The organism is Sphingomonas sp. BL-S-30, from assembly GCF_055521475.1.
The window spans coordinates 4,660,876-4,673,934 of record NZ_CM145481.1; the positions used below are offsets into that span (position 1 = coordinate 4,660,876).

The 13,059-nt window shown below is 67.7% G+C and carries 16 protein-coding genes; 6 read left to right on the top strand and 10 right to left on the bottom strand.

Annotation, left to right across the window (positions count from 1 at the left end; genetic code table 11):
• Nucleotides 1-24: 24 nt before the first annotated feature.
• The 4 genes from ACZ1I5_RS21885 to ACZ1I5_RS21900 form a co-directional block, all read right to left on the bottom strand.
• The gene (locus ACZ1I5_RS21885; protein ID WP_465171337.1) at nt 25-1,248 is read right to left on the bottom strand and encodes a nucleotidyltransferase family protein; all 1,224 of its coding nucleotides are present in this window, start codon (nt 1,246-1,248) and stop codon (nt 25-27) included.
• A 5-nt stretch (nt 1,249-1,253) separates the two neighbouring features.
• Nucleotides 1,254-1,550, bottom strand: coding sequence for a PqqD family protein (locus tag ACZ1I5_RS21890; RefSeq protein WP_465171338.1), 297 nt, complete (start codon nt 1,548-1,550; stop codon nt 1,254-1,256).
• Between the two features lie 73 nt (nt 1,551-1,623).
• Nucleotides 1,624-2,505, bottom strand: a complete 882-nt coding sequence (locus tag ACZ1I5_RS21895) for a hypothetical protein (protein WP_465171339.1) — start codon at nt 2,503-2,505, stop codon at nt 1,624-1,626.
• Nucleotides 2,502-4,337, bottom strand: coding sequence for an asparagine synthase-related protein (locus tag ACZ1I5_RS21900; RefSeq protein ID WP_465171340.1), 1,836 nt, complete (start codon nt 4,335-4,337; stop codon nt 2,502-2,504). The genes ACZ1I5_RS21895 and ACZ1I5_RS21900 overlap by 4 nt, the downstream gene beginning before the upstream one ends.
• A gap of 213 nt (nt 4,338-4,550) precedes the next feature.
• On the opposite strand from ACZ1I5_RS21900, the gene ACZ1I5_RS21905 reads away from it, so the two are divergent.
• From ACZ1I5_RS21905 to ACZ1I5_RS21915, 3 genes are all read left to right on the top strand, one after another.
• Nucleotides 4,551-4,706 (top strand): hypothetical protein, encoded by a 156-nt coding sequence (locus ACZ1I5_RS21905; RefSeq protein WP_465171341.1) that lies wholly within the window; start codon nt 4,551-4,553, stop codon nt 4,704-4,706.
• 261 nt (nt 4,707-4,967) lie between these two features.
• Nucleotides 4,968-5,126 (top strand): hypothetical protein, encoded by a 159-nt coding sequence (locus ACZ1I5_RS21910; RefSeq protein WP_465171342.1) that lies wholly within the window; start codon nt 4,968-4,970, stop codon nt 5,124-5,126.
• A gap of 67 nt (nt 5,127-5,193) precedes the next feature.
• Nucleotides 5,194-5,382 carry a hypothetical protein gene (locus tag ACZ1I5_RS21915; RefSeq protein WP_465171343.1) on the top strand — a complete coding sequence of 63 codons (189 nt, stop codon included), beginning with the start codon at nt 5,194-5,196 and terminating at the stop codon, nt 5,380-5,382.
• 117 nt (nt 5,383-5,499) lie between these two features.
• Here ACZ1I5_RS21915 and ACZ1I5_RS21920 read toward each other — a convergent pair whose 3' ends face one another.
• The 5 genes from ACZ1I5_RS21920 to rpmF form a co-directional block, all read right to left on the bottom strand.
• Nucleotides 5,500-5,862: a MerR family transcriptional regulator gene (locus ACZ1I5_RS21920; protein ID WP_465171344.1), complete on the bottom strand. Its 363-nt coding sequence runs from the start codon at nt 5,860-5,862 to the stop codon at nt 5,500-5,502.
• Between the two features lie 7 nt (nt 5,863-5,869).
• On the bottom strand, nt 5,870-6,169 hold the full coding sequence (locus ACZ1I5_RS21925; RefSeq protein WP_465171345.1) for an integration host factor subunit alpha: 300 nt from the start codon (nt 6,167-6,169) through the stop codon (nt 5,870-5,872).
• A 101-nt stretch (nt 6,170-6,270) separates the two neighbouring features.
• On the bottom strand, nt 6,271-7,233 hold the full coding sequence (locus tag ACZ1I5_RS21930) for a beta-ketoacyl-ACP synthase III (RefSeq protein ID WP_465171346.1): 963 nt from the start codon (nt 7,231-7,233) through the stop codon (nt 6,271-6,273).
• Nucleotides 7,230-8,261: a phosphate acyltransferase PlsX gene (gene plsX / locus ACZ1I5_RS21935; protein WP_465171347.1), complete on the bottom strand. Its 1,032-nt coding sequence runs from the start codon at nt 8,259-8,261 to the stop codon at nt 7,230-7,232. Before plsX ends, ACZ1I5_RS21930 begins: the two co-directional genes overlap by 4 nt.
• Before the next feature lie 29 nt (nt 8,262-8,290).
• On the bottom strand, nt 8,291-8,470 hold the full coding sequence (gene rpmF, locus ACZ1I5_RS21940) for a 50S ribosomal protein L32 (protein WP_272623741.1): 180 nt from the start codon (nt 8,468-8,470) through the stop codon (nt 8,291-8,293).
• Nucleotides 8,471-8,671: 201 nt separating this feature from the next.
• On the opposite strand from rpmF, the gene ACZ1I5_RS21945 reads away from it, so the two are divergent.
• Entirely contained in the window at nt 8,672-9,112 is a 441-nt protein-coding gene (locus ACZ1I5_RS21945) for an MAPEG family protein (protein ID WP_465171348.1), read from the top strand.
• A gap of 46 nt (nt 9,113-9,158) precedes the next feature.
• Here the strand turns inward: ACZ1I5_RS21945 and ACZ1I5_RS21950 are convergent, their stop codons facing one another.
• Entirely contained in the window at nt 9,159-9,818 is a 660-nt protein-coding gene (locus ACZ1I5_RS21950; protein WP_465171349.1) for an MBL fold metallo-hydrolase, read from the bottom strand.
• 147 nt (nt 9,819-9,965) lie between these two features.
• On the opposite strand from ACZ1I5_RS21950, the gene pabB reads away from it, so the two are divergent.
• Together pabB and ACZ1I5_RS21960 are read left to right on the top strand one after the other, a co-directional pair.
• Complete coding sequence (pabB, locus tag ACZ1I5_RS21955) at nt 9,966-11,759, top strand: aminodeoxychorismate synthase component I (protein ID WP_465171350.1); 1,794 nt, start codon at nt 9,966-9,968, stop codon at nt 11,757-11,759.
• 32 nt (nt 11,760-11,791) lie between these two features.
• Nucleotides 11,792-12,991 carry a pyridoxal phosphate-dependent aminotransferase gene (locus tag ACZ1I5_RS21960; protein WP_465171351.1) on the top strand — a complete coding sequence of 400 codons (1,200 nt, stop codon included), beginning with the start codon at nt 11,792-11,794 and terminating at the stop codon, nt 12,989-12,991.
• Nucleotides 12,992-13,059: the final 68 nt, after the last annotated feature.

A 13,059-nucleotide genomic window follows, 5' to 3' on the forward strand; every position in this document is an offset into this window, starting at 1 on the left:
GGCCGGCACGCGCCGAGCCGGACCTCAACGCTGCCGGTCGAAACGATCGCGCAGACGGTTGATCCGGTCGATCGAGTGGCGCAGGTCATCTTTGCCGCTCGCCCAGGACAACAGCACGGCAAGCTTGCTGCGCCAGATCGTTCGGAAGCGGATGGCGTAGCAACGCAGGTCGCCCCACAGGCCCTGGTCGGGCCTGCCATAACGACCCCGTACCTCGAGCCTCGGCGGGACGAGTCCGCGCAGCAGGGCCGCACCCCGGACTTGCCACCCGGCGCCGCTCGCCAGCGCCTGGCCGAGCCGCGCCCCGGCAATGGGCATGATGGCCGGAAAGCTGCCGAGCGAGGCGGCTGTCTCGGGCAGCAGTGCCGCGAGCGCCGGATCGGGAACGCTGTCCCAGTGACGGGCCATGGGCGCTCCGAGCATTTGCTCGACGAGGTGAAGTGTCGCCGTGACCGTCTCATACAGTCCCCAGGCCGCGGCACGCTCCTGGATGACACGCCAGTCAAGCGGCAGGGCGGGGCAGTCCGCCAGTTCGGCGATATCCCACAGGCTCGTCAGCGGCACCTCGAAAACATGGTGCTGCAGATGCAGGCAGAGGTGCAGGAACAGATCTTCCGACGCCATCACCCGTGCGCCGTCGGGAAGGGCGGAATGAGGCAGACTGCGCGACCAGACCCCGTCCATGTCGATCGCAGAGTCCAGCCGCCCACCGGCAAGCCGCCAGTGGAGCTCGAACGGAAGCCCCGATCCGCCCGGTGGCGCGTAGATCAGATGGTGTTGCCAGTCGATCGCGCGCATCGCGTCGTCGGGCACCGCGCCAGCGGTGAAACCGCGTGCGATGAGCCAGGCGTGACAGGCCATCGCATCCTCGTCTTTGACGAGGAAGTCGACATCGCCCATCTGGCGGTGCCCGGGATTGGCATAGAGCCGGTCGGCAAGGTCGATGCCCTTGAGCAACAGCATCGGGCGCCCGGTCGCCGCAATGGCCTCGCCGATCAGCGCGCGCGCCTGCATGGTCCGCGCCGCCACCCCCATGCCATGCGCGCGCAGCCGCGCGGCGACCGGAGCCGGGGGGCGCAGAGACGCACGACGCAGCCGCCGCGCAAGCAGCGACAGGCCGACATCCCGCTCGGCCTGTGCAAGTAAGCCAGGCCATTCCTCCTGTGTCAGCGCGGCCAGGCGGCTGTCGCCCGCGGCATCCCAGCGCAGGCAGCCGAGCAGCGCGGCTGCCTCGTCATGGCGGGTCATGACGTTCAGGCCTCGATGCGGATCAGCGCCTCGTCGGCCAGCTCCTGGATAAAGGCGCTGACGTCCTTGGCGATCCGGTCCGCATCGGCGCGATATCGCGGGGCCAGCGCAGCGCAAAGGTCGCCGACCGTGATTGGCTCGGCGATCCGCTCCCAGATGTCCCGACCGATCTCGTCGAGCCCGACATAGCGTCCGGTCGCGATGTTGAGGATGACGATGTCGTCGTCCACGGGCGTGGCGGGCAGCGCTGAATCGCGCACGACGATCGTCCCCGGCCCGATCGGCCGCGATTGGCTGGACATAGTGACAAGACCCCCGGTTATTCTTCCATATGGTTCTGTGTGTCCGGGGGAATCCGCCCCGTCATCACAGCATTCATGACATGATTGCGTCGAGCACCGCGCTCATCGTCCAGTTCGTCCGAGGCCGCCTGACGCGCAACATCTCGACGCTCCGCAGGGCCTGGCCGACAAGCATCGCGCGCGCCGCGACCGTCTCGGCCAGATAGGGGCCGTAGACGCTCTCCATCAGAAGCGGCAGCTTACCGCGTCCGGTCACCCGCGCGACCTCTATGCCGGGCGAGTGCGCGCATTCGAGATGGACGATCCGGCGGAGCCTGCGCGGCGGCCTGACCGGTTCGACAAGCGCCGGCACCGGCATCTTCATCCGGTGCCACGGATTGCGGGGGAGACCTCGCGTGTCCAGGTCGAGCGCTTTCGACGATTCCTCGAAAAGATGGACGTGGCGCGCGCCGGCGGGAACGTCGATCGAATCCTTCCCGTCGAGCCGAAGTGCGCTGACATCGTCGGTCTGCAACGGCCAGCCAAGCTGGGTCAGCGCCGCGGCGGTCGTCGATTTGCCCGCGCCCGAATCGCCGCACAGCAACACCACTCCATCCGGCGACACCACGCCCGAGGCATGGAGCACGAACATCTCGCGCTGACGCAGCAACGCCGCCATCATCGGGTTCAGCAGGATGTGCCGGAAGAGCGATTCCTCGCACTGCGGTCCGCGCTGGAAAAGGAGGGTGGTGCCGCCTTCGGCGAGGAACCGTCCGGCCGCGCCGGCCCGCATCAGATAGCGGGTCTGCGACGTCTCGTGCGCCGGGTCGCGGAACCTCGCGTCGATCAGCGTCTCCGGTACGGGGCCCTCGTGCACGATGACATCAGGCACCGCTCCGGGGGCGGCGCGCGGAAATTCGTCGCACGCGAAGGGCAGCGACAGCACCAGTCCATGCGCAAGGTGGAGGTGGCTCATGCGTCGCGACCGCCTCGATAGTCAGTGCCGAAGCCGTTGACGAACAGTCCGGCCATCAACCCGCGCAGGAGCAATGTTCCGCCAAGGTCGAGCGCCCTGCGGCTGTCCTCGGTCTGCATCAGTCGCCAGACCTCGCGCATCTTTGGCAGATCGACATAGCCGGCGCCGGGGCCATGCTCGATCTCGGCCAGTGCGTCTTCGACATCGCCGGCGACCTGTCGCAGCCGTGGGACCAGATCGCCCGATTGGCGGCCGATCGAGCGGTTGAGGCGGACTTCGTCGGGAAGCCGGCCCTTCATCGCCTCGCGTACCAGCCAGCGACCCATGCCGGTCTCGGGATCGACATAGGCCGAATCGGGGATCGACAGGCAGAATTCGAGCAGTCTCGGGTCGGCGGTTGGATCAGTGATCGCGATGCCCGCGGCCGCGCCAAGCTCGGCCTGCATCGCTCCGGCCTTGAGCGCGCCGGGCCGGATCAGTCTGAGGCGTTGCGCAAGCGCGGGCAGATAGGGGCCTTCGGAAGGATCGTCGCCGCGCTGCTCATCGAGCCGGATCCGGTCCGCGAAGTCGCTTCGGATCGCCGAGGTGGGATGGCCGGGGCGGGCGCGGAGCCGACGATAGGCGCGCTCGGCGGGCCAGGGCAGCGCGCGCCGCAGCCGCAGCTTCGCCATCTCCACGGCCCGTCCGCGGTCCATCTGGCGCCACAGCGGCATGGATGTCGGGTCACCGTCCCACGACATGCCGCCATTGCCCATCTGGCCGAGCAGCAGCACGCCGTTGCCGTCCCGCGCGGCGGTGCGGAACAGTTCGAGCATCCAGAAAAATCCGGGGGCCGCGTGTTCCGGTTCGCGCGTGATCGCCAGTGCCTCGCGCAGCGCGCCGACCGGAGAGACGTCGGCCGCGTCGATCCGCGTGAGGTCGATCGTCCCGCCAGAGCGCGCGGTGGCCGACGCCAGGGCACCTTCGTCGCCGATACTTTGCCCGACATAGGGGCGTGGATCATGGGCCGGTGTCGAAACATAGGCCGATAGCCGGCGCCCGTCGCTGGCCAGCATCGGCGCGGCGGTCACCGCTACGGAGCCGGAATCCAACCCGCCGCTCAGCGTTGCTGCGACCGCACCATGCGGCGGCAGGCGGTCCCGCACCGCCTGATCGAGCAGTTCGCGCATCCGCGCGGCATAATCTTCGCGCCGCGGCAGGCGCGTTTCCGGAGTGTCCTCCAACCGCCAATAGCAATGGCTGTCGATCCGGTCCGGCGTCACGGACAGGTGATGCGCGGGAGGTAGTCGGGCGATCGACCGATCCGCGGTCCGTTCGCCATGATAAGCGAACCAGGAGACGAGCACCTGCGCCAGATACAACTCGTCGATCACGGAGGGAGCGAGGTCGAGCGCGAGCAGGTCGGCGCGCGACGATGCGAAGGCGAAGATGTGCGGCGCGGCGTGATAATAGAGCGCGGTACTGCCGAACCGGTCGCGTGCGAGCAGCAGGCGGCGCTCGCGCGGGTCCCACATGGCGGCGCTCCAGTCGCCCTGGATCCGCACGCTCGCAGCGGCACCCCAACGCGCGAAAGCGGCGTGCAAAAGCGTCGCATCACATGGCTGGCCCGGACCGACGCCGAGCGCGTGCGCCAGTTCCTGCCGGTTGTGTACCGTACCGTCGCTAACGATGGCGCGCGGCGTGGCCGGATCGGCCACGGCCGTACCCCAGAGTGTCACCGCCGCGTCGGCCCAGGCGGGGGCGCCGCGCCGTCCGCGGCCGATCGCCTCAAGGCGAGGGCGCTGGGAAAGCCCGGTTTCTTTGCGCAGGAAGTAGCCGAAGAGCGCTGACATCGCGGCGGCGCTAGCCGATCGACTCGGCGCTTGCGAGGGCAAAGGGGCTTCAATATCCGCGGCGCGGTATTTTTGGGTAACTGTCTTGGCCAGGTGCCCGGGGCACATGCTTGATGCCGGAAAACAAACATGATTTAGGCTCGTGCCGAGGGGCTGGCTGCCTTCACGTGATGGCAGGCACGCGCATCGTTCTGCAGGAAAGGGGAAAGGCCAATGCCAACGGTTCCGATCAACGACGAGATTGCCCGGGACGCCCAGCGCGCGTGGCACCGCCCGACCCTGGTCTCCCACGCGATCGAAGAGACGACGCTGGGCAAGCTCGGCTCGGACTTCGACGGAGTCGCCCAGCCCGCTCTGTTCGACGGCTGACAGGCGTCGGGACGGCTTTGGCCGGTCCGTCTTGTGCGAACGCGGCGGATATCACGACGGAGCGGCGGTTCGCGCGGCCAGCTTCGGCTGAGCGGCTTCGATATCCGCGGCACGGCATTTTCGGGTAACTGTCTCGGCCAAGTGCCTGGGAGAGGTGCTTGATGCCCGAAAACAAACATGGTTTAGGCTCGTGCCAAGGGGCTGGCTGCCGTCGCGTCGTGGCAGGCACCCGCATCGTTCTGCAGGAAAAGGGGACGGCCAATGCCGACGGTTCAGATCAACGACCAGATTGCCCAGGACACCCAGCGCGCGTGGCACCGCCCGACCCTGGTCTCCCATGCGATCGAAGAGACGACGCTGGGCAAGATCGGCTCGCAGTTCGACGGACCCGCCATGCCCGCCGTGTTCGACGGCGAATAGGCGCGGGGCGGCTTTTGGCGGCCCGTCCCATGCGAGCGCGGTGTAGGGTAGCGCCGGGCGCAACGGCATGATGACGCGCGGCTCGATTCAACGCCACGAATCGTCATGGCAGCGTGGCACGGTCGGGATTCAGGCCGGAACCGCGATCCGCTTTTTCTCATCGTCAGCTTTGTTGGATGGTTTTCCGCCCGATTCACGCGCGGAAACCGCTCTTGTTCCGCTGTTCCGCGTCCGTTTTTCCGCTGTTACGCGATAACCGGGAAAGTGCGCTCAACCCGTTGAAAAGCAGCGCCGAATCCGGGTGCGGAATCCAACATAACAGCGGAAAAAAGCGGACGGAAATGCCGGGTCGTGTTGGATCGAACGACCCTGCTCAGGCGCGGCTCGAATCGTCCGCCAGCGCGTCGGCAAGCGAGTCGCGCACCGAGCGGATCGCGTCGATATCCGCGCCGCCGGTCGCCCGGGGCGATGCCGGCGCGCGCTTGCGCTCGTCGGACAACAGCTTCTGCACGCCGCGGATCGTATAGCCTTCCTGGTTGAGCAGGCTGTTGATCCGCGCCACCAGCGCGACGTCCTCGGGCCGGTAATAGCGGCGCTTGCCGGCGCGCTGCAGCGGCCGGAGCTGCGGAAAGCGCGTTTCCCAATAGCGCAGGATATGCTGGGGCAGGCCGGTCTCGCTGGAAAGCTCGCCGATCGTCCGGAACGCGCCGGCCGCCTTGTCGGGCATGCCGGCCATGATGGGGTCAGCCCGCGCTGACGATGCGGTCGCGCATCATTTGACTGGCGCGGAAAGTCAGCACGCGGCGGGGCGCGATCGGCACTTCGACGCCGGTCTTGGGGTTGCGGCCGACGCGTTCGCCCTTGTCGCGCAGCACGAAGGTCCCGAAACCGGAGATCTTGACGTTCTCGCCCTTCGACAGCGCCTCGCACATATGACCGAGAATCTGCTCGACCAGCTTGGACGAATCAGCCCGGGACAGCCCCACCTGATGGTGCAGCGCCTCGGCCAGATCAGCTCTTGTCAACGTGCCCGCAGGTGCCATTCGCTACCCTCCCCCGAGTGGTAAGAACTTAACCTAACACAATGAGGGAGCGGACGGAAAGGGCTTTGTTACACTCTGAGAACGGCGTCCGATCCTATAGGCTATAGCCTGACGACGGCGGCGCCCCAGGTGAAGCCGCCGCCCATCGCCTCGAGCACGATCAGCTGGCCCGGCCTGATCCGCCCGTCGCGTACCGCCGTGTCGAGCGCGAGCGGCACCGAGGCTGCCGAGGTGTTGGCATGCTGGTCGACGGTGACGACCACCTGCGCGGGATCTAGCCCGAGCTTGCGCGCGGTCGCGTCGAGGATCCGGGCATTGGCCTGGTGCGGCACGACCCAGTCGACATCGGCTGATTCAAGGCCGGCGGCGGCAAGTGTCTCGGTCATCACCGCGGCCAGATTGACGACGGCGTGGCGGAATACTTCGCGCCCCTTCATCCGCACCTTGCCGACGGTGCCGGTGGTGGAAGGGCCGCCATCGACATAGAGCAGCTCGTTGTGGCGCCCATCGGCATGGAGGCGGGTCGCGAGGATGCCGCGCGCGCCATGGCCCTCTTCTCCCTCGAGCACGATCGCGCCGGCGCCATCGCCGAACAGCACGCAGGTGGTGCGGTCTTCCCAGTCGAGGATACGGCTGAACGTCTCGGCGCCGATCACCAGTGCGCGGCGCGCGGCGCCGGCCCGGATCATGCTGTCGGCGACCTGCACCGCGTAGAGGAAGCCGGAACAGACCGCCGCGACGTCGAACGCCACGCAGTCGTTGATGCCCAGCATCGCCTGCACCTTGGTGGCGGTCGCCGGGAAGGTCTGGTCGGGCGTCGCGGTGGCGAGCACGATCAGGTCGATCTCCTGCGCGGTGCGGCCGGCCGCGGCCAGCGCCGCCTTGCACGCGTCGGCGGCCAGCGTGCCCGTCGTCTCGTCGGGGCCGGCGATATGGCGGAAGCGGATGCCGGTGCGCTCGACGATCCACTCGTCGGACGTGTCCACGGTCTCGGCCAGTTCTTCGTTCGACACGCGGCGCGCGGGCAGCGCTGATCCGGTGCCGGTGATGATCGATCGAATCACGCTGCCTTTGCCTCGAAATTCCCCAGGTCTTCGCTGATGCGCCGGGTCAGGTCGTCCCGCACCATCTTGGCGGCCGCGGCGATCGCGGTCGCCACGCCGAGCTCGTTGGCGCCGCCATGGCTCTTCACCACGATGCCGTTCAGGCCCAGAAAGACCGCGCCATTGTGATTGTTCGGGTCGAGATGGTGCCGCAGCAGCTCGGTCGCCGGCTTCGAGATCAGGAAACCGATCTTGGACCGGGTCGAGCTGCGAAAGGCGCGCTTGAGCAGGTCGGCGACGAATCGGGCGGTGCCTTCCGCCGTCTTCAGCGCGATATTGCCGGAAAAGCCGTCGCAGACGATGACGTCGACATCGCCGCGCGACAGCCGGTCGCCCTCGATGAAGCCAGTGAAGGTCATCGGCAGGTGAGTCGCATCGCGCAGCGCCTGGGCGGCGTCGCGAATCTCCTCGGTGCCTTTCTGGTCCTCGCTGCCGATGTTGAGCAGCGCGACACGGGGCGATTCGAGGTCGAGATTGGTACGCGCATAGGCCGCGCCCATGACGGCGAACTGGACGAGGTTGCGCGCGTCGCATTCCGTGTTGGCGCCTAGATCGAGCACGACCACGTCGTTTTCGCCGAGCGTCGGCAGCATCGCGGCCAGCGCGGGGCGGTCGATCCCGGGCAGCATGCGCAGCGACAGCTTGGCCATCGCCATCAGCGCGCCGGTATTGCCGGAGGAGACGGCGGCGCCGGCGCGGCCCTGCTTCACCATGTCGATGGCGACGCCCATCGACGTCGTCTTGGCGCGGCGAATAGCCTGGCTCGGCTTGTCGCTCGATCCGACGACCTCGGGGGCGTGGACGATCTCGCTATGCGCGGTCAGGTTGGGATGAGTCTTCAGGCCCTCGCGAATCTGCGCCTCGTCCCCGACCAGGATGAAGCGCATGTCCTCGAAGCGCCGGCGCGCACGCGCGACGCCGGCCAGCATGACGGCCAAACCTTCATCGCCGCCCATCGCATCGACGGCGATCCGGGAGCTGTTCGACACGCGGCTGGCCCCCTGTTGGACTGTCTGGCTCAGCCTTCGACCGAGACGATCTCACGGCCATTATAATGGCCGCACGATCCGCACAGGTTATGCGGACGCTTCAGTTCGCCACAGTTCGGGCACTCCTGGAAGGAGTCGATGCTGAGCGAGTCGTGGCTGCGGCGCATGCCGCGCTTGGACGGCGAAGTCTTTCTTTTGGGGACGGCCATTTCGGCGAAACCTTGTCTTGTCTGGGTCAATAGCGCGGTACGCCCGGAGGGACGCCTACGCAACCGACGCTTCCGTCAGCCGCGGTAGGCACCAGCGGCCGGACGCATCGCGAAGCGTGCGCCTATAGCGATTCGGGCGAGCGTTGCAAGCACGGCGAAGGGCTGGCACGCTCGCGCATCATATTCAGGGGGAGAGAGATAATGAATCCGATCATGCTGCCGATCACGCTCACGACGGCGGGGGCCGCCGCCCTGATCGCCTTGTGGCTGGCGCTCCGCACCGGGGGCGTGCGGCAAAAGGCCCAGGTCAGCATCGGCGACGGCGGCGACGCGGCGCTGATCTGCCGCATGCGCGCCCAGGCGAACTTCACGGAATATGCGCCCTTCATCGTGATCCTGATCGCGCTGATCGAATTCACCGCCGGCAGCTCGACCTGGCTCTGGGTGGCGAGCGTTGCGTTCCTCGTCGCCCGCATCCTCCATCCGCTCGGCATGGACGGCATGAAATATGGCCGCTCGATCGGGACCGGCGTCACCTTCCTGCTGCTGCTCGGCCTCGGCCTCTACACGATCAGCCTGCCGCTGATCGCCAAGCATGAGGCGAAGCCGACCGTGATCGAGACCGTCCCGGCGGCGGGATAAGAAGCCCTTGGCGTTGAGCCCTTCCCTTCAGGGGAGGGGCTGATCGTCAGGCCGCCATCGCCCGGTCGCTGACGAACATGTTGTGTTGCCGCTCATGGCCGAAATTGCTTGCCGGGCCATGGCCCGGGATGAACGCGGTGTCGTTGCCCAGCGGCCAGAGCTTCTCTACGATCGACCGCAACAGGTCCTGATGGTTGCCGAGCGGGAAGTCGGTGCGGCCGACCGATCCCTGGAACAGCACGTCGCCGACCAATGCCAGCTTCGACGGCGCGTGGTGGAAGACGACATGGCCGGGCGTGTGGCCGGGCGTGTGATAGACGTCGAGAACCACGTCGCCGACCGTCACCGTGTCGCCTTCGACCAGCCAGCGGTCCGGCTCGAACACGACGCCGCGAATACCGTAATTCCTGCCGTCCTCGTCGAGCCGCGCGATCCAGAAACGGTCCGCCTCGTGCGGCCCTTCGATCGGCACGCCATATTCCTCGGCCAGCGGCTTGGCCTCGCCGCAATGGTCGATATGGCCGTGAGTCAGGATGATCTTTTCGATCGTCACGCCGTGCTGGGTCGCCGCGGCGCGCAGCCTGGGCAGGTCGCCGCCCGGATCGACAAAGGCACCGCGCATCGTGGCGGTACACCAGATGAGCGAGCAGTTCTGCTGGAGCGGCGTGACCGGGACGATCGCCGCGCGAAGAGGGGGAAGAGCCATGGTGTCGAGGTAAGCCCGCCCGCGTCCGCGGGCAAGCGTGGGATATCCGCGTCCGCGGGCAGGCTTTAGTTACCGCCGTCTTACCCGCGTCTTCGGGAAGCACGGGCTTGCCGTCTCCGCCTCCCGGTTGCATTTGGCGGCTCCCTGATGCTTGCCCGTGAAACCGCCCCCTTCGTTCTGCTGGACGATGCCCGACTGGAAGCCGCGCCCGCGCGGCTCTATCGCCGGCCAGCGCGCGTGGTGGAGGCACGGACGATTGCGGAGGTCCTCCCGGCGCTCGACGCGCTCCGCGCGGCGCGGCATGCGGGCCTCCATGCCGCGGGTTTCGTCTCCTATGACGCGGGTGCCGCGTTCGAACCGGTGCTGGGCGCGCCGCGGACCGACGACCGGCCGCTTCTCTGGTTCGGCCTGTTCCATGATTATGCGGAGATTGCGCCAGGCGAGGTCGCCGCGCTGCTGCCGGATCCCGACGGCGCCTGGCTCGCTCCGCCCGAGCCGGGGATCGACCAGGTCCGATATGGCGAGCAGTTCGCCCGCGTGCTCGATCTGATCGCGGCCGGGGACGTCTATCAGGTCAATCTCAGCTACCGCGCGACCGTCCGCCATGCCGGCGACCCGCTTGCCCTGTACGCGCAGCTCCGCGCCCGCGCGCGCGCCGGATTCGGCGCGGTGATCGACACCGGGCAGGACATGCTGCTGTCGCTGTCGCCCGAGCTGTTCTTCGCGCTCGACGGTCGCCGCCTCACCTGCCGCCCGATGAAGGGCACCGTGAGGCGCGGCGCCACCCAGGCCGCCGACCGGGCGCTCGCCGCGGCGCTCAGCGCCGATCCGAAGCAGCGGGCCGAGAACCTCATGATCGTCGATCTGATGCGCAACGACCTGTCACGCATCGCCCGGCCGGGCAGCGTCGCCGTGCCGGCCCTGTTCACGGTCGAGACATATCCGACCGTCCATACCATGGTCTCGACTGTCACCGCCGATCTGGCCGAGGATCGCGACGCGCTCGACGTGCTGGCGGCGCTCTTCCCCTGCGGCTCGGTGACGGGAGCGCCGAAGATCCGCGCTATGCAGGCGATCGCCGAGGTCGAACGGGCCAGTCCGCCGCGGGGCGTCTATACCGGGGCCATCGGGCGGCTGGACGCGGACGGTGATGCGATGTTCAACGTCGCAATCCGGACTCTGGCGATCCGGCGCGGCGATGCGGCGGTGTCGCCGGCGCTATTCGGGGTGGGCGGCGGCATCGTCGCCGATTCGAAAGCACAGCAGGAATGGGACGAGTGCCTTGCCAAGGGTGATTTCCTGACCAGCCCCACCGCCTTCGATCTGATCGAGACCATGGCGTTCGATTCCGAAACGGGCATACCGCTGCTCGAACGCCATCTCGCGCGGATGAAGGCGAGTGCCGAGCTGTTCGGCTTCCCGTTCGATCGCCATGCGGTGCGCAACGAGCTCCAGGCCGCGACCTTCCGCCTGCGCAAGCCGCGCCGCGTCCGGCTGGTGCTCGCGAAAAGCGGCGCGGTCGCGATCGAGGTCTCGCCCATGCCTGCCCCGCCGGCGGAACCGGTCACGGTTGGCCTCGCGCCGTTGCCGGTCGATCCGTCCGATTTCCGGCTGCGCCACAAGACCAGCGACCGCGCCTTTTACGGCGCGCCACCGGCCGGCTGTTTCGACTCGCTGTTCCTCGACCCCGAAGGCCGGCTGACCGAGGGCGGATTCACCTCGGTCTTCGTCGAGCGCGAGGACGGCATGCTCGTCACCCCGCCGCTCGCGCGCGGTCTGCTGCCCGGCGTGCTGCGCGCCGAGCTGATCGCCACCGGCCGGGCGATCGAGGGCGATCTGACCGTCGCCGATCTCACCGGTCGCTTTTTTGTCGGAAATGCGCTGCGGGGGCTGATTCCCGCCATTGTTGCGGTTGCGAACGGAACCGGCCCGGGTCTATAGCCGCGCCGCTTCCAGACAAAGGCGCCCAATTCATGCAACCATCCGCCGCGCTCGCTCGAATCAAGCCCTCGCCCACGCTCGCGATCACCTCGCGCGTGCAGGAGCTGCAACGTGCGGGTGTCGACGTGATCGGCCTGGGCGCGGGCGAGCCCGATTTCGACACGCCCGAATTCATCAAGGAAGCCGGCATCCAGGCGATCCGCGACGGCAAGACGAAATACACCAATGTCGACGGCACGCCCGAGCTGAAGGCGGCGGTCGTCGCCAAGTTCCAGCGCGACAACGGCCTGACCTACACGCCCGACCAGATCACGATCAACGCCGGCGGCAAGCATACCCTGTTCAACGCGATGGTCGCGACGCTCGATACGGGCGACGAAGTGATCGTGCCCGCGCCCTATTGGGTGAGCTATCCGGACGTCGTGCTGTTCGCCGGCGGCACCCCGGTGTTCGTCGCGGCCGGTGCCGATCAGGGATACAAGCTTCGTCCCGAACAGCTCGAGGCGGCGATCACGCCGAAGACCAAATGGGTCATCATCAACTCGCCCTCCAACCCGACCGGTGCCGCCTATAGCGAGGCCGAGCTGAAGGCGCTGGGCGAGGTGCTGGAACGGCATCCGCATGTCTGGATCTTCGCCGACGACATGTACGAGCATATCGTGTTCGACGATTTCCGCTTCACCACCATCGCCCAGGTCTGCCCGTCGCTATACGAGCGCACCTTGACCGCGAACGGCTGCTCCAAGGCCTATGCGATGACCGGCTGGCGCATCGGTTTCGCCGGCGGCGCGCCCTGGCTGATCAAGGCGATGGCCAAGCTCCAGTCGCAATCGACCTCCAATCCCTGCTCGATCGCCCAGGCCGCGTCGGTCGCGGCGCTGACCGGCGACCAGGGCTTCCTCAAGGATCACGCCGCGCTGTTCCAGTCGCGCCGCGATCTGGTGGTGTCGATGCTCAACCAGGCGAACGGCATCACCTGCCCGCGGCCCGAGGGTGCCTTCTACGTCTATCCGGAGTTCTCGGCGCTGATCGGCAAGTCGACCCCCAAGGGCGTGGTCATCGACACCGACGAAGCAATGGTCGCCTATCTGCTCGACGAAGCGAAGGTGGCGGCGGTGCAGGGCGCGGCGTTCGGCCTCTCGCCGGCGATGCGGATCAGCTACGCGACCTCGGAAGAGCTGCTGCGCGAGGCCTGCGAGCGCATCCAGACGGCCTGCGCGGCCGTACGATAGGAATAGCCAGCTTTCGTTCATCCGGGCGACGCAAAAAGCTGGCTGCGTAACGAATCGGCCCCGGGGTC